The sequence below is a fragment of the Intestinimonas massiliensis (ex Afouda et al. 2020) genome (assembly GCF_900626285.1).
In the GTDB taxonomy this organism is placed as follows: Bacteria; Bacillota; Clostridia; order Oscillospirales; family Oscillospiraceae; genus Flavonifractor; species Flavonifractor massiliensis_A.
Map to the genome: position 1 here is coordinate 180,487 of NZ_LR131147.1, position 20,658 is coordinate 201,144.

A 20,658-nucleotide genomic window follows, 5' to 3' on the forward strand; every position below is an offset into this window, starting at 1 on the left:
CTCTGCCTCCTAACGGACCACTACGTTATCCTTGCCCAGGAGCTCTTCCAGCTCCTGTATCAAGGCGTCGTGGACCAGGCACGGAGAGCCCAGCAGCTTTCCGGTATCCGCACAGCGGATCTTCAGCTGCTCCGTGCCGGGAAACATCGTCAGGATCAGTTTGATTTTCTCCCACCGGGGATCCGTCAGGCTGGGTATACGGATGTACAGGCACCGTGCCCGTACTGTGCCGCCGGACGGCGCTGTTTTTTCTCCGTCCTTCACCTGTTCCAGGGGAGTGACCCGGTCACACATGAGCTGGGGCGCCTTCTCATCCCGGACGGAGATCCGGCCCTCTGCCAGAATGGGCATGTTCTCCTTCAGATAGGGTCCGCACTCCCCCAGCACCCGGGAAAACGCCAGCATTTCCATGGAGCCGGTGTCATCTTCCACCGTCACATAGGCCATGAGCGTATTGTTGCGGGTGGTTTTGGTGCGGACAGTGCCGATCACACCCGCGATCTTGACCCGCTGTTCATCCCGGAATACAGCGGGACCGCCATCCTGGTCAAAATCGGTCAGGATGGCGCCGATGGAGGCCGCCTTGCACTGCTTTACCAGGTCCCGGTACTCGTCCATGGGATGGCCGGACAGATAGAGGCCGGTGGTCTCCTTCTCCATGGTCATCAGCTCCCGACGGGAGAACTCCGGGATGTTTTTCAGGTGCAGCTCCGGGGCGCTCTGGGGCTCGTCCCCTCCCCCGCCGAACAGATCGAACTGGCCTTCCAGATTCTTGCGCTTGTTCTGGGCGATGGTGTCCACCAGAGATTCGTAGGCGTCCAGCAGCCGGGAGCGATATACCCCCATGCTGTCAAAGGCGCCGCACTTGATCAGGTTTTCCAGCACCCGCTTATTCAGATCGGCACTGTACATCCGCTGGCAAAAGTCCGGAAAGCTCGTAAAGGATCCCCCCTTTTCACGCTCTGCCAGCACAGCATTTATGAAGCCGCGGCCCACGCCCTTTACCGCCACCAGGCCGAACCGGATATGGTCCCCGGACACGGTGAAGTCAGCCCCCGATTCATTGATGTCCGGCGGCAGGAGCTGGATGCCGCAGTCCTTGCACTCGGCGATATACTCCGCCACCTTCTCGCTGGAGTCCAGCACCGAGGTGAGCAGAGCCGCCATATATTCCTTCGTATAGTGGCACTTGAACCAGGCCGTGTGATAGGCCACGATGGCGTAACTCACCGCGTGGGCCTTGTTGAAGGCGTACTGGGCAAAGGCCTCGATCTCGTCGTAGATGTCCTCGGCAGTCTGCTGAGGGATACCGTTGGCAATACAGCCCACGATGCCCCGCTCCGGATCGCCGTGGACAAAGGTCTGGCGCTCCTTCTCGATCTGGGCCTTTTTCTTCTTGGAGATGGCCCGGCGCACCATGTCGGCCTGACCCATGGTGTATCCTGCCAGCCGGCGGAAGATTTCGATGACCTGCTCCTGATAGACGATACAGCCGTAGGTCACCGAAAGGATGGGCTCCAGAGCCGGGTGCTTATACTTCACTTTATCCGGATTGTGCTTGCAGGCGATGAATCGTGGGATGGACTCCATGGGGCCCGGCCGATAGAGGGCGATGATAGCGGTGATGTCCTCAATATTGTGGGGCTTCAGGCCCACACAGACCCCGGTCATACCGGCAGATTCCATCTGGAACACACCGGAGGTCTTTCCGTCGGACAGCATCTGGAATACCTCAGGATCGTTGTCCGGGATGTCCGCCAGGGTAAAGCCGGGCCGCTTCTGAGCCACCATCTTTACGGTGTCGTCCAGAATGGTCAGGTTCCGCAGGCCCAAAAAGTCCATCTTCAGGAGCCCCAGCTCCTCCAGCGTGGTCATCACGTACTGGGTAACCACCGATTCGTCGTTCTTGGCCAGAGGCACATAGTCCACTACCGGCTTACGGGTGATGACCACGCCGGCGGCGTGGGTGGAGGCGTGGCGGGGCATGCCCTCGATGGCTTTGGCGGTGTCAATGAGCTCCTTTACCCTGGGGTCCCCCTCATAGAGGTCCCGCAGGGGCTTGGACAGCTTCAGGGCCTCATCCAGAGTGATGTGCAGAGCCCCCGGCCCGCTGGGTACCTGCTTGGCCACCGCATCCACGTCGGCGTAGGGGATGTTCAGGGCACGGCCCACGTCCCGGATGGCACCCCGGGCAGCCATGGTGCCGAAGGTGACGATCTGTGCCACGTGGTCCTCGCCATACTTGCGCTGGACGTACTCAATGACCTCCTGCCGGCGGCGGATACAGAAGTCGATGTCGATATCGGGCATGGTGACCCGCTCCGGGTTCAGGAAGCGTTCAAAGTACAGGGAGTACTTCATGGGGTCCACGTCGGTGATGTTCATGCAGTAGGCCACCATGGAGCCTGCCGCGGAGCCCCGGCCGGGGCCCACCGGGATGCCCTGGCTTTTGGCGTAGCCGATAAAGTCGGACACGATGAGGAAGTAGTCCACGAACCCCATCTGCCGGATGACCCCCATCTCGTAGTTCAGCCGGTCCCTGAAGCCCTCCGGATCGTCGGGATAGCGCCGGGCATAGCCCTCCTCACACAGCTTCTGAAAATAGGCGTCCCCGTCGGTGTAGCCCTCCGGCAGCTTGAATTCCGGCAGGTGGTAGGTACCGAACTGGAAGTCCATATTGCAGAGTTCGGCGATCCTGACGGTATTCGCCACCGCCTCGGGATAGTCGGGAAAAAGGGCGGCCATCTCCTCGGTGGACTTCACATAGAGCTCACTGGTCTCCATCTTCAGACGGTTGGGGTCGTCCACCGTCTTGCCCATCTGGATGCACATGAGGGTATCCTGCATCTGGGCATCCCCCCGGCGGAGGTAGTGGGCGTCATTGGTCACCACCAGGGGGATGCCGGTCTCCTGGTGGATGCGGATGAGGCCCTGGTTGATGGCGGGGTCGTTGGGCAGGTTGTGGTCCTGGAGCTCCAGGTAGTAGCCGTCCTCCCCGAACAGCTCCCGCATTTCCAGGGCGATGGCCTTGGCCCCGGCGTAGTCCCCCGCCAGGATACGGCGGGGGACCTCCCCCGACTGGCAGGCGGACAGGGCGATCAGCCCTCCGGCGTGCTGCCGCAGCAGCTCCTTGTCGATGCGGGGCTTGATATAAAAGCCCTCTGTGAAGGCACAGGAGTCCAGATAGCACAGGTTGCGGTAACCCTCCTCATTGCGGCACAGGAGGATCAGGTGGTACATGGAGGCGTCCAGCTCATGGACCCGGTCGGCGCGGCCCCGGGGGGCCACATACACCTCACAGCCGATGATGGGCTTGATGCCCTCCGCCTTGCAGGCTTTGTAGAAGTCCACCACACCGTACATCACGCCGTGGTCCGTAATGGCCACGGCGGGCTGGCCCAACTCCTTCACCCGCTTCACCAGCAGCGGAATACGGCAGGCCCCGTCCAGCAGGGAAAATTCGGTATGGACGTGCAGGTGGACAAATGACATAGGGGTACCTCCTTGGGAAAATGAAAACGTGATTTGAAAAGGGATTGTTATTTTATAAGCTCAATGTACTGGCCGCAGCCAGAACACCCAGCGTCAGATAGAAGGCCGGACTCATCTGAAGGGCCACCCCTGGGCGCAGCAGCACGGTGGCCGCCCCACAGCAGCCCAGGAACACATTTTCCAGATACGATCTGCCGTGCCTTTTTCCTATCTAAATAACAGGTGTGCGTTTTTTACAGATAATGTTTGGGGATTGGCAGACGCTCCAAAAGCAGCACTGCGCGGCGCAGTTCCTCAGGAGGTCCCCAACCCACCGGCACAGTCAACAAGACCTTGCCCTTGCGGCGGAGGGATATGGCAGTCCGGTTCAGCCCGCCTGCACACCTCCCTATGGCCGTGGTCCAGCTGCGGCGAAGTAGGACTTCCGTTCCTTCATAGGAATAGTGATAGGCTGCAAAAGCGGTTTGCTCTATCGCCTCCTGTCCATCAAACCGGATCTCATGCTTGCCGCTCAAAATGTAGCGCAGGACAAGCGCTGCCAGCATGCACAGCATCAGACAGCAAAGCCCCGCCTTTAACAGAACGGCAGCAGCGATCAGTGCCGCCAGCAGAAAAAATCCCGGCAGAAGCAGCGCCAGCATCCGCCCTTCCGCTGATGGCCGAAGGACAATGGGACCTTCTCGCTCCATCATTTCTGCTCTCCTCAACTCATGGTACTCTTGAGCCGCTAGCTGATGATCTTCATCAGAAATGTGCGCAGGCGGGCATTGTGCTCTCGCTTCTGATGGCAGAGCAGCAGATATAGCAGTAGAAATAGCACCGCAGCCCCCACCGCCCACAGTACAAGTATACCTGGAACAAAGGGCACATCTTCTCCTCCCGGCAGAACGAGAGTGGAATGAAAATATCCCCATTTAAAGCTGAGCTGGTCAATCAGGATCATACTGCCTATTGGTGCAAATGCAACGGCACAGACAGCAGCCACAAATACAGAACCACCAAATCGCCCACGAATATGGGTTCCTCCCTGTGCGTCCGCCCGAAATCTTCCCTCAAAGAGGGCATCCTTCCCTCCGCGATGTGCTGTTTGAAACGTCAGTCGAAAGCGGTTATTCTGCCACAGACGGACCTGGATCTGCCCATCCGCAACGGGATTGGACCCGCTGAGTGCCATTAACTTGGCCCGCAGCTGCTCCGGAGACAAATCACAATGAAATTGTGCCACACCTACCCTCCTCCCAGTCTGTGCCCAATCGTTCCCTACGATTCCGCCAGGGCCATCAACTTGCGCAGGCGGTGATTGAAGGCCGATTTGCTCACCGGCGGGTCGCACAGCTCCGCCAGCTGGGTGAGGGTCAGCTCCGGGTGGGCCATCCGCAGATCCACCGCCTCCTTCAGCTTATCGGGCAGCTCCTCCAGCATGCCCCGCTCCTCCAGGCGGTAAATGGCCTCGATCTGGCTTTGGGCTGCCTCCACCGCCTTGTCCAGATTGGCGGCGTCACAGTTGACCCGGCGGTTGATACTCCCGCGCAGATCCTTTTCCGCCTTGGTGTTCATCATGGCCATAGCCGCCAGGGGCGCCCCGATGGCGGTGAGGAAGTCCTCAATGGCCTCGCTCTGCTTGAAATAGGTGATGTAATTGGCCTTGCGGCAGCTCTCCTTGGGGCTGAACCCCGCCTCCTGCATCAGGGCCCGCAGCTCCCGGCTGACGCTGAGATGGGGGGTAGCCAGCTCCAGGTGGTAGCGCTTGGAGGGGTCGGTCACCGACCCGCCCGCCAGGAAGGCCCCCCGGAGAAAGGCGGTCCGGCAGTGGTCTTCTTCCAGCACGGCAAAATTGATATGGTGGGCCAGGGATTCCGCCGGGTGATAGCCGAAGGTTTCCCCCAACACGGACAGCTTATCCGCCGACGTCAGGGAAAAAATCAGCTTCCCTGCTCCCTCTTCCGGCACCCGGTCAAATTTCATCTGAAACGCCTTTTTGAAGAGAGCGGGCAGCCGGGCGGCAAAATCGGCGGATTCGGTGGTGATGCGCACCTGCCGGGCGTCAAACTGCCCGCAGTAGAGCAGCACGCCGTAGGCCTCCGCCTGGGCACAGCAGCGCCGGGACAGGGCTGTCCGGCACAGCTCGGCTTTTACGTCGGATGAAAAGGACATACGTTCCCTCCAGGCCGGCGGCAGCGCCCCGGCAGATTTAAAAGATTCGGGTATTGGCCCGCTCCCGGTAAAGGTCCATCACCGCGGCGGACAGCCGGGTGAAGGAGTGCCGGGCATAGTTCAGGGTCTCGGAGGCCAGGGGCCGGGTCACCAGCTCCACTCCCAGGGCTTCAATCGCCTCTTTGTCCACCACGATGGGGGCTGCATCCTCTTCCTTATATCGCTCCACCAGGCCGGGCCGCACAGGGGCGGAATTGCACAGGCACAGATCCACCAGCCCCGGCCCGGAGTGGTCCAGCAGGGCCTTCACATGGTCGGAGGCCGTCATGCCCTCGGTCTCTCCGTCCTGGGTCATGATATTGCAGATATACATTTTCATGGCCTTGGAGGCACGTACCGTGTCGGAGATGCCGTCCACCAGCAGATTGGGGATCACGCTGGTATACAGGCTGCCCGGCCCCAGCAGGATCAGGTCGGCCTCCTGGATGGCCCGGATGGCCTCGGGCAGCGCCTTGGGATGCTCAGGCAGCAGACGCACACTCTGGATGCGGCAGTCCTGGGCCTTTTTGAAGTCGCTGATTTTGGATTCACCCTGGACCCGGGTGCCGTTTTCAAAGGTGGCCTCCAGGGTCACGTCGGCGGTGGTCACCGGCAGTACCCGGCCTGTGATGGCCAGGACCTGGCTCATCTTGGCCACTGCCTCGTCAAAGGAACCGGAAATACCGTTGAGAGCAGCCAGGATCAGGTTGCCGAAAGACTGGCCGGTCAGCTTACCGGACCCCTCGGGGAACCGGTAGGTCAGCAGCTGCTGCATCACCGGCTCGGCGTTGGCCAGGGCCTCCATGCAGTGGCGGATATCCCCCGGCGGGGGCATGCCCAGATCCTGGCGCAGCATACCGGAGCCGCCGCCGTCGTCAGCTACCGTTACTACGGCGGTCAGGTTTTTCGTGTGGTTCTTCAAACCCCGCAGCATGGTGGACAGGCCGGTACCGCCCCCAATGGCCACCACCTTGGGTCCTTTTTCCCAGCGCCGGTCAAATACGGTCTCGCTCACGGTACCCCTCCTCACGCACGGGTCATGTCGCGGTGGTTCTCAGTGGCCTGATAGCCCTTCTGACGGATGAAGTCGGCCAGAGCCTTGGTGATGGCCACCGAGCGGTGCTGGCCGCCGGTACAGCCCACGGCAATGACCAGCATGGTCTTGCCCTCCTCCACATACTGGGGCAGCAGGAAGCTGATGAGCCCCTCCAGGTGGGTCATAAAGTCCTTGGTCTGCTGATAGCCAAAGACAAAATTGTACACACCGTCATCCAGGCCGGTCTGATGGCGCAGTTCAGCTATGTAGTAGGGATTGGGCAGAAAGCGCACATCAAAGACCAGGTCTGCCTCGATGGGAATGCCGTATTTAAAGCCGAAGGAGATGACGTTTACCGTCATGGCCGGTGTCTCTCCGCCCCGGCCGAACAGCCGCAGCACCTCCCCCCGCAGCTTGGCGGTGGAGAGGGCCGAGGTATCGATGATATACTCCGCCCGCTGGCGCACCGGAGCCAGCATGGTGCGCTCGGTGCGCACCGCCTCGTCCAGGGAGTGGGCCGAACCGGACAGCGGATGGCTCCGCCGGGTCTCCTTGTAGCGCTTGATGATGGTCTCCACACTGGCCTCCACAAAGAGGATCTTGTAGTCACAGCCCATCTCATGGAGCTCATTCAGGGCGTCAAACAGGCCGTCAAAGGTCTGGCCGCCCCGGATATCGGTGACCAGCGCCACCCGCTCATAGGATCCGGGCCGGGCCATGCACAGTGCGGCAAATTTGGGGATCAGCGGCGCCGGCATGTTGTCCACCACGTAAAACCCCATATCCTCCATAAAGGAGGCCGCTTTACTTTTACCAGCCCCGGAAAGGCCGGAGATAATGACAAAATCCATGGATACTCACCTCAAAATCCCAAAAACTTCACTTCCGGCTCCAGCTCCACACCGGTCTCACGGAGCACACGCTCCCGCACCAGTTCGATGAGCCGTACCATATCCTCCGCTGTGGCCCCGCCCCGGTTCACCAGAAAACCGGCGTGTTTCTCCGACACCTGGGCCCCCCCTACCGTGACGCCCTTCAGGCCGCACTGGTCGATAAGCGCCGCGGCAAAGTGGCCCTCCGGCCGCTTGAAGGTGCTGCCGGCGCTGGGCAGATCCAACGGCTGCTTGGCCCGGCGCTGGGCGGACAACTCGTCCATCCGCGCCTTGATGGTTCCTGCGTCACCGGGCTGAAGCTCCATCTCCGCCTCCAGAATGAGCCACTCCGGGTGGTCGGAAAACAGGCTGTGGCGGTAGCTCAGGCCGCAGTCCGCGGCGGAAATGGTGGTAACCTTCCCCGTCTCATCCAGGTAGGTGACCGCGGTCAGCACCTGGGCCATCTCGCCGCCGTAGGCCCCGGCATTCATCACCACGGCGCCGCCCAGGGTGCCGGGGATGCCGTGGGCAAATTCCAGGCCGGTGAGACCCCGGTCCAGGGCCGCCACGGCCAGCCGGGCCAGGGGGATGCCGCTCTCCGCCCGCAGCCGGCGGTTGACCTCCCGGGTCTGATCCAGGCCGCTGGACTTGATGATAAGGCCCTCATAGCCCCGGTCGGATACCAGCAGATTGCTGCCGTTGCCCAGGAAGAAGGGCTTTACGCCCACCTCGGCCGCCGCCCGCACTACAGTTGCCGCCTCTTTCCTGTCCCAGGGCAGCGCCATGAGCCGGGCGGGGCCGCCGATGCGGAAGGTGGTGTGGCGGCTCATAGGCTCGTTCTCCCGCAATTCCAGGCCGGGCAGCCGTTCCCGCAGCGTCTGTATCAGTGTCTCCAAACGATCCATGCTGACCTCCGATGATAAACAGGTGATTTTATTAGTATACCAGAAAAAGGCTGAAAATAGAAGAGGACCATCAGCTCAGGCCGAACCGGTCAAACTGCTCCCGGCTGCCCCGGAAAATGTTCAGGTCGATGTGCTGCTGGCTGCCATAGTAGCCCTCCAGCCGGGCGGTGTGGGAGTACTGCCAGAAATTCCAGTCTGGCACCAGCGGAAAAATCGTGGGGCTGGAGCACCAAATCGGATAGTCACCGTACCCGCTGCCCGCCAGGTAGCGATAGTAGGAGCGATAGGTCACGTAGAGGATGGGCTTCACTCCGTAGTGCTCCTCCAGCCGCTCCAGCAGCGGATCCAAAACAGACCGGACATGTTCCTTTTCCGGGGGATTTTCCAGGTACGGCCCATAGAACTCGATGTCCACCACCGGCGGCAGCGCTCCCTCGGTCACCGGCACCATGGAAATAAAATTATCCGCCTGGGTCTCTCCGGGGCTGTCATAGCTGAGGAAGTGATAGGCGCCCGTCCGGATCCCGGCCGCCTGGGCTCCCGCCCAGTTTGCGGCAAACTGCCCATCCCGCAGCGCGGAGCCCTCGGTGGCTTTGATGAAGGCAAAGTCCACCCCCTGATCGGCCAGCACCGGCCAGTCCACCACACCCTGATAGGAGGACACATCCACGCCAAAGATCTCCCACTGGTCTGGGTCCGCCTCATGGGACAGAAGCAGTAAGCCCTGCCACCGCAGCAGCGCCAGTGTCAGAAGGGCGGCGGCAGCCACCACCACAAGAATCAAAAGCAGCCTTGCGGCTGCCCGTAACATTTGCTTCAAGGGTCATCACCATTTCCAGAGGTTCCCGCAGCGGCAAAACCGCCGCATACGGATCTCTTTTATCATACCCGCCGGAAGCAAAAAACGCAAGAGCAACACGGGGCGCCCAGCCCCATAAGCTGGACGCCCCGTTGATCATTCACAGAATTGCTTGGATCCGCTCCACCGCCTCCGCGGTGTCCGCCGCCCCGCCGAAGGCGGTCAGTCGGATGTACCCCTCCCCGCTGGGGCCGAAGCCCGCGCCGGGGGTGGTGACCACGTTGGCCTGCTGGAGCAGCTTGTCAAAGAATGCCCAGGAGCCCATGCCGTCCGGCGTCCTGGCCCAGATGTAGGGGGAGTTCTCCCCGCCGCACACCGTCAGGCCCGCTCCCGCTAAGCCTTCCCGGATCACCCGGGCATTATTCAGGTAGTAGGAGATGGTCTCCCTGACCTGAGCCTTGCCTTCCGGGGTGTAGACCGCTGCGGCGCCCCGCTGGACCACGTAGGGAGTACCGTTGAACTTGGTGCACTGGCGGCGGTTCCACATGGCGTTCAGGCTGGCGCCGCCCCGCACCAGATCCTTGGGAATAACAGTGTAGGCACAGCGGGTGCCGGTGAAGCCGGCGGTCTTGGAGAAGGAGCGGAACTCGATGGCACAGGTCTTGGCCCCGTCGATCTCAAAGATGCTGTGGGGGATGGCCGGATCGGTGATGAATGCCTCATAGGCGCTGTCATAGAGGATCACCGCCCCGGTGCGGTTGGCGTAATCCACCCAGGCCTTCAGCTGCTCCCGGGTGGCCACCGCGCCGGTGGGGTTATTGGGGAAGCACAGATAGATCAGGTCTACCGGCTGGCTGGGAATGGCGGGAGAAAAGCCGTTTTCTGCCACACAGGGCATGTAAACCAGATTGCTCCAGCGGCCCTGCGCCTCATCATAGTCCCCCGCCCGGCCGGCCATAGCGTTGGTATCCACGTAGACAGGATACACCGGGTCGCACACGGCCACCACGTTGTCCTTGTCAAAAATATCCCCGATGTTGCCGCAGTCACTCTTGGCGCCGTCAGACACAAAGATCTCGTCGGGGGCGATGTCCGCGCCCCGGGCCTGGTAGTCCTCCCTGGCAATGGCCTCCCGGAGGAAGGCGTAGCCCTGCTCCGGACCGTAGCCGTGGAAGCCCTCCACGGTGGCCATCTCGTCCACCGCCTGGTGCATGGCCTGGGTCACTGCCGGGGCCAGGGGCCGGGTCACGTCTCCGATACCAAGGCGGATCAGCCGTTTGTCCGGGTGGGCCTCCGAATAGGCCGCCACACGCCGGGCGATCTCAGAGAACAGATAGCTGCCGGGCAGCTTTTGATAGTTTTCGTTGATGGTCACCATATTGCTCGCTCCTTTTCCTATTATTACAGGAGGTACTCTCCTTTGTATACTGTAACCGCGGGTCCGATGAGAAAAATCGTATGCTCGTCCCAGCAGATTTCCAGCGTCCCGCCGGGCAGCTCCACCTGGGCGGTCCGCTCCGTGAGGCCGGCGGAAGCTGCGGCCGCCAGGACCGCGCAGGCGCCGGTGCCGCAGGCCAGAGTTTCCCCGCTGCCCCGCTCCCATACCCGCATCCGCAGGGTGTTTCTGTCAATGACTTCTGCAAATTCCACGTTGATCCCGCCCGGAAAGGCCGGGTGCTGTTCCAGGGCCGGACCGATGGTGCTCAGGGGCAGCGCACCGATCCCAGCCTGAAAGATCACGCCGTGGGGGTTGCCCATGGACACCGGGGTCAGCCGCCAGCTGCGGCCCAGCGCCTCCACCTCCACCGGTGGAGATACCAGCGGCGGACCCATATCCACCCGGACGGCGCCGTCCAGCAGCTCTGTCCGCCGCAGACCCGCCCCGGTCTCGATGTCCAGCACGGTCTTTTTGCTCAGGCCGCAGTCCCGGATGTACTTTGCCAGACAGCGGATACCGTTGCCGCACATCTCCCCTTCCGAGCCGTCGGCGTTGAACATCCGCATACGAAAATCTCCCTGTTCCGAGGGGCACAGACAAATCAGCCCGTCGGAACCTGCGCCGAAGTGCCGGTCGCTCATCCGGACGGCCAGCTCCGGCAGGTCCGCCGGCTCCCCGTCCAGACAGTTGAGAAAGATGTAGTCGTTGCCCAATCCCTGCATCTTGATGAATTTCATACCCGGTTCCCTCCTCAAAGGATACGGAAGGGCGGCAGCCCATTCGGACTGCCGCCGCAGGACCCTATCTGTCATTCATCTTATGCAGCTTAGGACTCATCCAAAACCAGCCGGGCGGTCTGGGACAGCTTCATGCCGGTATCCATGCTTTTTTTCTGGAGAAAACGGTGGGCCTGCTCCTCTGTCAGGCTGTAGCGCTCCATCAGCAGCTCCTTGGCCGCCTGGACCTGCTGCCGTTCCTCCTGGTTCCGCCTGGACTGCAGCCCGCTCTCCTGCCGGCAGCCCAGCTGGAGGAGCATCCGCACCGAGGCAATCAGTTCACTGCGAGACACCGGGGTGGGCAGAGAAAACAGGTCGTCATTGCGCACCATATCCAGCCGGTTCTGAGGAGCCAGCAGCAGCATGGCACACACCGGCGGCAGATCGCCCAGCACATCCTCCGCCGTCTCGTCCGCCAGCTTATAGCCGCAGATCACCACGGTAATATGCTGCTTGTTGGCATACCGCCTGACCTGGTCGCCTGACCGGCAGATCAGGCAGGACGCTGTGCCGGAACTCTCCAGAATATCCTTGATCCGCTGACAGGTCTTTTCACTTTCAAAGGCGACGATCACCTGTTCCAATCCGGTTCACTCCCCGCTCCAGGAGGAAATGGCAGAGCTTAATAGTTGATGATATACTTTTCCCGCTCCCAGGAGGACACGCGGGTGCGGTACTCCTCCCACTCCTTCTTCTTGCCCTCAATGTAGTTGGCAGCTACGTGCTCGCCCAGAGTGTCCATGATCAGCTGGTCGTTCTCCAGAGCGGCGATAGCCTCCTCCAGGGAACCAGGCAGACTCTCGATGCCGTGGGCCTTCCGGGTGATGTCATCCATAGCGTAGATGTTCTCAGTGATCTCATCCGGCGGGGTGAGCCCCTTCTCAATGCCGTCCAGGCCGGCGGCCAGGCAGGTTGCAAAGGCCAGATAGGGGTTGCAGGAGGGGTCGGGAGAGCGCAGTTCCACGCGGGTGGCCTGGCCGCGGGACGCGGGAATACGGATCAGGGCGGAGCGGTTGGATGCGGACCAGGCCAGATAGCAGGGAGCCTCGTAGCCGGGCACCAGCCGCTTGTAGGAGTTGACCAGCGGGTTGGTGATGGCCGCCATGCCCTTCACATGGGCCAGCAGGCCGGCGATAAAGGAATAGGCCTCCTTGGACAGGCCGCGCTCCCCGTTGGGATCGTAAAAGACGTTCTTGCCGTCCCGGAACAGGGACATATTGGTATGCATGCCGGAGCCCGCCACTCCGAAGATGGGCTTGGGCATGAAAGTGGCATGGAGACCGTTCTTCTGAGCCAGGGTCTTGACCGCCAGCTTGAAGGTCATGATATTGTCGGCGGCGTGAAGGGCCTCCTCATACTTGAAGTCGATCTCGTGCTGACCCTGGGCGCACTCGTGGTGGCTGGCCTCGATCTCGAACTTCATGGCCTCCAGCGCCATGCAGATCTCACGCCGGGTGGATTCGCCGTGGTCCAGGGGGCCCAGATCGAAATAGCTGGCCTCGTCGTTGGTCTTGGTGGTGGGCTTGCCCTCGTCATCGGTCTGGAACAGGAAGAATTCCGCCTCGGGACCCACATTGAAAGCCTCAAACCCCATGTCCTTGGCCTTCTGGAGGGCCCGCTTCAGCACATAGCGGGGGTCGCCGGCAAAGGGGGATCCGTCGGTGTTATGGACATCGCAGATCAGCCGGGCCACCTTGCCGTGGAGGGGCCGCCAGGGGAACACACGGAAGGTCTTCAGATCAGGATAGAGATACTGGTCGGACTCGTCGATACGGACAAAGCCCTCGATGGAGGAGCCGTCGAACATGCACTGATTGTTCACGGCCTTCTCAATCTGGGAGGCAGTGATGGCCACGTTTTTCAGCTGGCCGAAAATGTCCGTAAACTGAAGGCGGATAAACTCAATATCCTCCTCCTTGACCATGCGGATAATGTCCTCTTTACTATGCGCCATAGCAGGCGATCCCCTTTCTCTCTGCATACATTCCGCGTATTTCGCGGGAGGCAAATACGAAGAAAGGCGCTCCGCCCGCCGGGTCGGAACGCCTTTGTTCACAACTGTTGGTGCTAGTATACGTTTTTTCCCATTGAGTGTCAAGGATTTTTTCCCTTTCACCAGGAAACTTTGTTGCAACAAACAGCAAGCCTTTCCGGCTCCATTTCCCTTTTATGCAATTTTCCCGCCGCGCTCTCTTTCCTCTTTTCGACAAACTCCCGCTTTTTGTTTGACGCGGCAACAATTGCCCCATATAATATTTCTATCCTCATAAGACAGAAGGAGGTACTACCATGAGCGCGTCAATTCTGATCGCCGAGGACGACGGCGATATCCGCGGCCTGCTGCGGCTTTACCTGGAGAGCGAGGGCTACCGCGTCCTGGAGGCGGAAAACGGAGCCAAGGCACTGGCACTGGCCCGGGAGGAAGTGCCGGATATGGCCATTCTGGATGTAATGATGCCGGAACTCAACGGCTACGAGCTCACCCGGGCCCTGCGGAAATTCAGCGACATCCCCATCCTCATCCTCTCCGCCAAAAGCCAGGACAGCGACAAGATCCTGGGCCTCAATCTTGGAGCGGACGACTACATTGCCAAGCCCTTCAATCCCGTGGAGATCGTGGCTCGGGTGAAGGCCCAGCTCCGCCGGGCATCCCGGGACAACTCCACTACACTGACAGTGCGGGATCTGTCTCTGGACACCGCATCCTTTCAGCTGACCAAGAACGGACGTTCCATCATTCTCACCCCTATGGAGTATAAGATCCTGGCGCTGCTGATGCGCTCTCCCGGCCGGATCTTTACCAAGATCCAGCTCTATGAGGGGGCGGTAGGCACGTACTTTGAGGGGGACGACAACACTATGATGGTGCACATCTCCAAGCTGCGGGAGAAAATCGAGGACGATCCCAAGGATCCCCGCTACATCATCACCGTGAGAGGATTGGGATACAAGATTGAAAAATAAAGCCGCTTCGGGCACCCTGTTCGGGCTGTTGGTCCGCAGCTATCTGCTGTTCACCCTCACCCTGCTGCTTATCGCGGCCGGGCTGTTCTGGCTGTGGAATGTCAATTTGGGCCGGGCCTATCAGCTCTCGGACTGGAATGGCCTGCTCCGGGATCCGGCCCTCAGCGCCGGTTCCTATCAGGATCTGACACGTTACCTGAAGCCGGGCCAGGATGCCTTCGCCGTGTATGACGGGTCCGGCAAACAGGTCTATGCCTCCGCGGAGGGTTTTGACGCCTCCTACACCGCCGGAGAGCTGGCCTGCATCCCCGGCTACAATGAGGCCTCCGTTATCGACGTCTACGACAAAATGCAGGAGGACGGTTCCATCTTCCACCTGCTGATCAAAACCTCCTATGCCGACGGGGCCATCCTGTCCCCGGACATCATGGCCCTGGACGAGGGGTTTCAGGTCATCTTCGGCGGCTTTGGGGACGGCCGGACGCGCTACACCCAGCGGGAATATCAGCTGCTCTCTTCCAAGGAGCTGTTCCGCGCCTCCTTCCGCCAGTCAGACGGACAGGCAGCCACCGTGGTATTCCGCAGTCCCCCCATCAATGACGAAACCTATTTCAGCTCCTACCAGAGCTCCTGGAAGATCTGGCTGCTCTTTCTTCCCCTTTACTTGGTTGTCACCGGCCTGTTTATCTGGCAGCTGCGACGGAAGATCGGCCGTCCCCTCCGGCGGCTCAACGACGCGGTGGCGGCCCAGGCGGTGAACAAGCCCGCCCGGGTGGGCGACTGCGGCGGCCCCAGAGAGATCCGGTGCATCGGGGAGAGCTTTGACCGCTTTGCCGACCGGCTGGCAGAAAGCGAAGCGGAGCGGCAGCAGATGGATCAGGACCGGCAAAAGCTCATCGCCGATATCTCCCACGATCTGAAAACCCCTATCACCGTCATCGCCGGATACATCGACGCCATCTGTGACGGCAAGGTGCCGCCCCAGGAACAGGAGCGCTACCTCCGGGCCATCCAGGGCAAGGCGGAAGCGCTGACCGAACTGGTGAATGCCTTCCATGAGTACAGCAAGGTGGAGCATCCGGAATTCGTCCTCCATCCGGAGCGCACTGATCTGTGCGAGTTTCTGCGGGAGTACCTGGCGGTCAAATACGACGAGATCGACCTGGCCGGGTTTACCCTGGAGGTCTCCATCCCGGAGCGGCCGATCTTCTGCTCCCTGGACCCCATGCAGTTCCGGCGGGTGCTGGATAACCTGCTGTCCAACTCCCTGCGGCACAACCGGCTGGGTACCATGCTCTTTTTTGACGTAAGCGCCGGACCTCAGTCCGCGCTGCTGCGCATAGGAGATAATGGGTCCGGGATCCCGCCGGAGCGGGCAAAGCGGATCTTTGACCCCTTTGTGGTGGGCAGCGAGGCCCGCTCGGGCAAAGGCAGCGGCCTGGGCCTGTCCATCACCCGCCGGATCATGGAAAAGCACGGCGGAACCATTACCCTGGCTACCCATCCAACGCCGGGGCGCAGCACCGAATTTCTGCTGGAGCTGCCCTTGGCTCCATAAGCGAATTAAGACCCCGGACAGGGTATTGAACTGAACTGCCCCAACTTGTGCAGACAGTACAAAAAAGAGCCCTGGTAGGAAAGATTGAGTTTTAGGCGGAGAGGCGTCGCGCAAGCGGCGCCTCTCCAGTTTTCAACTGGATGCGCTCATGGTTGTAAAACTGGATGTAACGGTCAATCATCTCGTTAGCCTCAGAGAAAGAGACGGGTTTGTGTCGGTAAATACATTCTGTTTTGAGGATAGAGAAGAAATTCTCTGCCATGGCATTGTCATAAGGGTTTCCGCATCTTGACATAGACGGCGTAATGCCGTATGTTTGAGTCAGCTCAAAATATGCTTGTGAGGCGTACTGAGCACCCTGGTCGCTGTGGAGCTGCAACTCTGCAGCGACCCTCTTTTTCTCTCGCTTCATGGCCAGACGAATCGTGTCCAGAACCAGATTCACAGTTTGTTCTGTCCCGGTTTTGTAGGCCACAATGCTATTGTCATAGAGGTCCCGGATCATGGACAGGTACAGTACGCCCTGGTTGGTGTGGATATAGGAGATGTCCGTTACCCATTTGCTGTTGGGCTTGTCCGCATAAAACTGCCGGTTGAGCAGATTTTTGTACCTGTGAACCTGCTGCCCCATTTGCTGCCATTTCCTGCGGCGGCGGATTTCAGACAGCAGATCGTACTTTTTCATAATTCGCAGCACAGTTTTGGGATTACAGAAAATATTTTGACTTTTCAGCCATATCACCATCCGCCGGTACCCGTAGGTACGCAAGGTGCGTTCCCGCTGCCGTGCAATCATTTCCGCAAGAGTGGCATCCTTTTCTGGTCTGCCCAGGCGATGGACAAAGGCGTAGTAGCCGCTTCTGGATACTCCAAAGAATTTACACATGACTGCCACTGGATACTCAGTTCTGTGACGATATATGACATGGTATTTTACCCTTGCCCTCACCTCCTTCCTGTGAAGCACAGAAAATCCCGCAGCAGCTTATTCTCCATACGAAGCCGCTGGATTTCATAGGCCTGCTCTGACACAATGTCTCTTGGTGCGGCGCCTTTCCTCGGCCGTCCTTTGGGCCGCGGGAGAATGCCGGCTTCCAATTTGCGTTCTTTTCTTCGCTCACGCTTAAGCAGCCTTTTTACCACCTGCTTATCCTGAAAGCCGTAGTATTCTGCAACTTCCCGCTGGGTTTTCCCCTCTGCTATCATTGCCTTGATTTCAGGCAGCAGCACTTGAACGTGTGTGTAATTTCGTTTTCCCATGACAAGACCCCCTGATGTAGTCTATTTTCCTACATCAGGGGGTCTTTTGTCACTGTCCGTTTTTACTGGACCTGTTCACTTAATTTTTCCCTTTACAAAGCTTTAGCTTCTTCCCTATAGCGGGTGAAGATTGGCCGGTTATGATATTCCCAGAAAGGAGGCCGAGCCGATGAATCCACCCGACGCCCGCAGCCGGCCCATCATTGAAGTAAAAAATATCCGCAAGGAGTACCCCATCGGCGACGAGACGGTGGTGGCGCTCAAGCGCATCAACCTGAACGTGATGCGGGGAGAGATCTGCTGTATCTTCGGCACCTCCGGCTCCGGCAAGAGTACGCTGCTCAACCAGCTGGCCGGCATGGAAAAACCCACACGAGGTGAGGTGCTCATCGGCGGGATCCCCATTTCCCGTCTCAATGAGAACCAGCTGGCCTCCTTCCGCCAGCGGCATCTGGGCTTCGTCTTTCAGTCCTACAACCTGCTGCCCAACCTGACCGCCACCGAAAATGTGGCCATGCCTCTTCTGTTCCGGGGCGTTCCCAAGGCCCAGCGGGAGGCCGCCGCCCGGAAGCTGCTGTGCCGGGTGGGCCTGTCCCACCGCCTGGATCACTTTCCCCGGCAGATGTCCGGCGGCCAGCAGCAGCGGGCGGGCATCGCCCGGGCCTTCATTGCCCGTCCGGACGTGGTCTTTGCCGACGAGCCCACCGGAAACCTGGACTCCAAGACCACGGTGGAGATCATGGACATGATCTGTTCCTTTGCACGGGACTACCATCAGACCATTATCCTGGTCACTCATGACCCCGAGATGGCGGCCTATGCCGACCGGATCGTTACCCTCATCGACGGCGAGATCGTCAGCAATCAAGTCAACAATAAGGAGAAAGCACACCATGGAACATAATTTTTCAAAACGGCTCTTATCTCTTCTGCTCCTCCTGGCCATGCTGACGGCGGCACTGCCCGCCGCCCTGGGGGCTGAGAGCGGAAACCTCTATGTCACGGGCTACACCGTCACCAACTCCTCCGGAGGCAATATAGGCACCATCAACAAGGGGGACACCGTCAATATCACCGTGTCCATCAAGGACACCAACTCCCCCAGCACCGACGTGGGTACCCTGGATGTCACCAAGCTGGAGGACAGCTTTACCGGTGGTTCGGCATCGGCGGAGCGCACCTCGGATCCGGAGAAGCCCCTGATCTACGCCGTCAAGCTCACCGGCCTGCAGTATAAAGGCGTGGGCCAGAGCCTGCGCCTTCAGGTTGGCCTGCCCGGCGACCCCGGCTCCTACCAGACGCTGGAGATCACGATCACCGAGGCGGTAGTCTACGACTCTTCTTCCAAGCTGCCTGATCTTCCCTCTTCCCCCGATCCCGCTCCTGCGCCCATGGTGCTTATCTCCCGCAGCAGCATCGACAATCCTATCGAAGCCGGTCAGGAACTGACCATTACCCTCTCCTTCCGCAACCTGAGCAATATCACCCTGAAGTCTCCGGTGGCTACCCTAACCCCTTCTGAAGGTATCACCATTGTCGGCGGCTCCTCCTCTTTTACCATGAGCGATATTTCCGGCAAGAAAACCGAAACCATCAAGGTCAAAATCAAGGCTAACAGCACCATTCCCTCTCCCGCCCAGTCTCTAGGTGTGGATTTAAAATTCAATTACTATAATAATGTCTCTTTCACCCAGGGTTCCGTCACAGATAAGGTCTCCATCCCCGCCCTGGGCCGGGAGAGCGTGCCCCAGCCGGTGGTGCTGGTCACCCGCTCCCCCATGGCCAATCCCATTGCCCCGGGTGAGACCACTGATGTCACGGTATACTTCCAGAATACCAGCACCGCCAAACTGGTCAAGCCGGTAGTCACCATCACCCCCTCCGAATCACTGGTGGTGCTGAACGACGCGGCCACCTTCCTGCTGTCCGATATCGAGGCAGGCAAGACCGCCTCCATTCAGGTAAAGGTAAAGGCTCTGAAAAGCCTCTCCTCCACCACCCAGACTCTGAACACCGAGCTGAAGTACGGTTACGACAACGGCGGCATGATCACTCAGGTCACCGCATCCGATAAGGTAGTGATCCCCTCTCTGGCCAAGGAGAGCGTGCCCCAGCCGGTGGTGCTGGTCACCCGCAACTCCATGGACCGTCCCATCAATCCCGGTGAGACCGTCTCCCTCACCCTCACCTTCCGGAACGCCGGTACCACAAAGCTGCTCTCCCCCGCCGCCTCTGTGACCCCTTCCGATTCGCTCACTATCGCCAATGACGCCTCCACCTTCCTGCTGCCCGACATTGAGCCGGGAAAAAGTGCTGCCATCACCGTCAAGATCAAGGCGGCAAAGGACCTGAGCGCCGCCACCCAGTCCCTGAGCACCGAGCTGAAGTACAGCTACGACAACGGGGAGACCATCACCCAGGCTACCGCCTCCGACCGGCTCAATCTGACCGCCAACGTTTCCTCCAAGGGCAATCAGTCGGTGCCCAACCTGGTCATCCGCAGCTTTACCTACGGTGGAGAATCGGTGGCTGCCGGCGCCAAGTTCCCCCTGGACTTCACCTTTGAGAACACCGGGTCGGTCAACGTGGAGAATGTGGTAGTCACCGTGGACGGCGGCGAGTGCTTCACCATGGACGGCAGCACCAACACCTATTTTTACCGCGCACTGACCGCCGGCGGCAGCCAGAGCCAGCAGGTACCCATGCGGGCGGTACCCACCGGCAAGACCGGCGCCCAGAGCATCAGCGTTTCCTTCAAGTACGAGTACACCGACGGGGAGAAACGGACCCAGGCCACCTCTGATATCAAGCTGTCCGTACCCGTCTACCAGCCCGACCGCTTCCAGATCAACGCCCCCTCCGCCCCCGAGTATGCCACTGTGGGCGAGGAGATCGAGCTCACCCTGTCCTATGTCAACAAGGGCAAGGACGACATCGCCAATCTGGAGGCCACCGTGGTGGGCGAGGATGTGGACACCCCCGCCCGCACCCAGTACCTGGGTAACGTCACCGCTGGTGCCAACGGCAATGTGGGTTTTGCCATCTCCCCTAACAAGGGCGGCGAGATCAATGTGGTACTGAAAATCTCCTATGAAAACGCCGATCAGCAGGTCCAGACCCGGGAGTTTCCCATTAAGCTGACGGCTGAGGAGTATGTTCCCGCCGCTGACGGTGGGGATGAATCCGTCGAAGAGAGTTCCGGTCCCGCCATCCCCGTACTGCCCATCCTGATCGCGGCGGGGGCTGCGGCGGCGGTAATCGCGGCGGTGGTCATTGTGAAGAAAAAGAAAGCCGCTCAGCTCCCCACTGTTGACAGTGAGAGCTGGGACGACTGGGACGACACCAACAGCAGCGAGGAGGGATAA

Annotated in this window: 18 protein-coding genes; 4 read left to right on the top strand and 14 right to left on the bottom strand. The window is 60.1% G+C overall.

Features of this window, described 5'->3' with window-relative positions; genetic code table 11:
- Positions 1-9: 9 nt before the first annotated feature.
- The 12 genes from E0E41_RS00935 to glnA form a co-directional block, all read right to left on the bottom strand.
- On the bottom strand, positions 10-3,492 hold the full coding sequence (locus E0E41_RS00935) for a DNA polymerase III subunit alpha (protein WP_130868352.1): 3,483 nt from the start codon (positions 3,490-3,492) through the stop codon (positions 10-12).
- A gap of 233 nt (positions 3,493-3,725) precedes the next feature.
- Positions 3,726-4,184, bottom strand: coding sequence for a hypothetical protein (locus tag E0E41_RS00940; RefSeq protein WP_130868353.1), 459 nt, complete (start codon positions 4,182-4,184; stop codon positions 3,726-3,728).
- Positions 4,185-4,219: 35 nt separating this feature from the next.
- Positions 4,220-4,717 carry a hypothetical protein gene (locus tag E0E41_RS00945; RefSeq protein WP_130868354.1) on the bottom strand — a complete coding sequence of 166 codons (498 nt, stop codon included), beginning with the start codon at positions 4,715-4,717 and terminating at the stop codon, positions 4,220-4,222.
- 35 nt (positions 4,718-4,752) lie between these two features.
- Positions 4,753-5,646, bottom strand: a complete 894-nt coding sequence (gene whiA / locus E0E41_RS00950) for a DNA-binding protein WhiA (protein ID WP_130868355.1) — start codon at positions 5,644-5,646, stop codon at positions 4,753-4,755.
- Between the two features lie 37 nt (positions 5,647-5,683).
- A complete protein-coding gene (locus E0E41_RS00955; protein WP_130868356.1) occupies positions 5,684-6,700 on the bottom strand; it encodes a gluconeogenesis factor YvcK family protein in 1,017 nt (338 codons plus the stop codon).
- 11 nt (positions 6,701-6,711) lie between these two features.
- Positions 6,712-7,572 (bottom strand): RNase adapter RapZ, encoded by an 861-nt coding sequence (gene rapZ / locus E0E41_RS00960; RefSeq protein ID WP_130868357.1) that lies wholly within the window; start codon positions 7,570-7,572, stop codon positions 6,712-6,714.
- Positions 7,573-7,583: 11 nt separating this feature from the next.
- A complete protein-coding gene (murB, locus tag E0E41_RS00965; protein ID WP_130868358.1) occupies positions 7,584-8,498 on the bottom strand; it encodes a UDP-N-acetylmuramate dehydrogenase in 915 nt (304 codons plus the stop codon).
- A gap of 70 nt (positions 8,499-8,568) precedes the next feature.
- Complete coding sequence (locus tag E0E41_RS00970; RefSeq protein WP_242623813.1) at positions 8,569-9,309, bottom strand: glycoside hydrolase family 25 protein; 741 nt, start codon at positions 9,307-9,309, stop codon at positions 8,569-8,571.
- 148 nt (positions 9,310-9,457) lie between these two features.
- Positions 9,458-10,675, bottom strand: coding sequence for an LL-diaminopimelate aminotransferase (locus E0E41_RS00975; RefSeq protein WP_130868360.1), 1,218 nt, complete (start codon positions 10,673-10,675; stop codon positions 9,458-9,460).
- Between the two features lie 23 nt (positions 10,676-10,698).
- On the bottom strand, positions 10,699-11,472 hold the full coding sequence (gene dapF, locus E0E41_RS00980) for a diaminopimelate epimerase (RefSeq protein WP_130868361.1): 774 nt from the start codon (positions 11,470-11,472) through the stop codon (positions 10,699-10,701).
- A gap of 89 nt (positions 11,473-11,561) precedes the next feature.
- Positions 11,562-12,086 (bottom strand): ANTAR domain-containing response regulator, encoded by a 525-nt coding sequence (locus E0E41_RS00985; RefSeq protein WP_242623814.1) that lies wholly within the window; start codon positions 12,084-12,086, stop codon positions 11,562-11,564.
- A 47-nt stretch (positions 12,087-12,133) separates the two neighbouring features.
- Complete coding sequence (gene glnA, locus E0E41_RS00990) at positions 12,134-13,465, bottom strand: type I glutamate--ammonia ligase (protein WP_130868363.1); 1,332 nt, start codon at positions 13,463-13,465, stop codon at positions 12,134-12,136.
- Positions 13,466-13,800: 335 nt separating this feature from the next.
- On the opposite strand from glnA, the gene E0E41_RS00995 reads away from it, so the two are divergent.
- On the top strand, positions 13,801-14,475 hold the full coding sequence (locus tag E0E41_RS00995; RefSeq protein WP_130868364.1) for a response regulator transcription factor: 675 nt from the start codon (positions 13,801-13,803) through the stop codon (positions 14,473-14,475).
- Positions 14,465-16,033, top strand: coding sequence for a sensor histidine kinase (locus E0E41_RS01000; RefSeq protein WP_130868365.1), 1,569 nt, complete (start codon positions 14,465-14,467; stop codon positions 16,031-16,033). The genes E0E41_RS00995 and E0E41_RS01000 overlap by 11 nt, the downstream gene beginning before the upstream one ends.
- Before the next feature lie 91 nt (positions 16,034-16,124).
- On the opposite strand, the gene E0E41_RS01005 is transcribed toward E0E41_RS01000, so the two are convergent.
- Positions 16,125-17,000 carry an IS3 family transposase gene (locus tag E0E41_RS01005; RefSeq protein WP_368019807.1) on the bottom strand — a complete coding sequence of 292 codons (876 nt, stop codon included), beginning with the start codon at positions 16,998-17,000 and terminating at the stop codon, positions 16,125-16,127.
- Positions 16,979-17,293: an imidazolonepropionase gene (locus E0E41_RS01010; protein WP_130868367.1), complete on the bottom strand. Its 315-nt coding sequence runs from the start codon at positions 17,291-17,293 to the stop codon at positions 16,979-16,981. The genes E0E41_RS01005 and E0E41_RS01010 overlap by 22 nt, the downstream gene beginning before the upstream one ends.
- Positions 17,294-17,462: 169 nt before the next feature.
- Here E0E41_RS01010 and E0E41_RS01015 point away from each other — a divergent pair, with 169 nt between their 5' ends.
- A complete protein-coding gene (locus tag E0E41_RS01015) occupies positions 17,463-18,197 on the top strand; it encodes an ABC transporter ATP-binding protein (protein ID WP_130868368.1) in 735 nt (244 codons plus the stop codon).
- The gene (locus tag E0E41_RS01020; protein WP_130868369.1) at positions 18,187-20,658 is read left to right on the top strand and encodes a COG1361 S-layer family protein; all 2,472 of its coding nucleotides are present in this window, start codon (positions 18,187-18,189) and stop codon (positions 20,656-20,658) included. The genes E0E41_RS01015 and E0E41_RS01020 overlap by 11 nt, the downstream gene beginning before the upstream one ends.

What these genes read in the sequence shown, in the direction of transcription:
- E0E41_RS00935 (WP_130868352.1), bottom strand. Translation starts at nt 3,492, where the DNA reads ATGTCATTTGTCCACCTGCACGTCCATACCGAATTTTCCCTGCTGGAC.
- E0E41_RS00940 (WP_130868353.1), bottom strand. Translation starts at nt 4,184, where the DNA reads ATGATGGAGCGAGAAGGTCCCATTGTCCTTCGGCCATCAGCGGAAGGG.
- whiA (WP_130868355.1), bottom strand. Translation starts at nt 5,646, where the DNA reads ATGTCCTTTTCATCCGACGTAAAAGCCGAGCTGTGCCGGACAGCCCTG.
- rapZ (WP_130868357.1), bottom strand. Translation starts at nt 7,572, where the DNA reads ATGGATTTTGTCATTATCTCCGGCCTTTCCGGGGCTGGTAAAAGTAAA.
- murB (WP_130868358.1), bottom strand. Translation starts at nt 8,498, where the DNA reads ATGGATCGTTTGGAGACACTGATACAGACGCTGCGGGAACGGCTGCCC.
- E0E41_RS00970 (WP_242623813.1), bottom strand. Translation starts at nt 9,309, where the DNA reads ATGTTACGGGCAGCCGCAAGGCTGCTTTTGATTCTTGTGGTGGTGGCT.
- E0E41_RS00975 (WP_130868360.1), bottom strand. Translation starts at nt 10,675, where the DNA reads ATGGTGACCATCAACGAAAACTATCAAAAGCTGCCCGGCAGCTATCTG.
- dapF (WP_130868361.1), bottom strand. Translation starts at nt 11,472, where the DNA reads ATGAAATTCATCAAGATGCAGGGATTGGGCAACGACTACATCTTTCTC.
- glnA (WP_130868363.1), bottom strand. Translation starts at nt 13,465, where the DNA reads ATGGCGCATAGTAAAGAGGACATTATCCGCATGGTCAAGGAGGAGGAT.
- E0E41_RS00995 (WP_130868364.1), top strand. Translation starts at nt 13,801, where the DNA reads ATGAGCGCGTCAATTCTGATCGCCGAGGACGACGGCGATATCCGCGGC.
- E0E41_RS01010 (WP_130868367.1), bottom strand. Translation starts at nt 17,293, where the DNA reads ATGGGAAAACGAAATTACACACACGTTCAAGTGCTGCTGCCTGAAATC.
- E0E41_RS01015 (WP_130868368.1), top strand. Translation starts at nt 17,463, where the DNA reads ATGAATCCACCCGACGCCCGCAGCCGGCCCATCATTGAAGTAAAAAAT.
- E0E41_RS01020 (WP_130868369.1), top strand. Translation starts at nt 18,187, where the DNA reads ATGGAACATAATTTTTCAAAACGGCTCTTATCTCTTCTGCTCCTCCTG.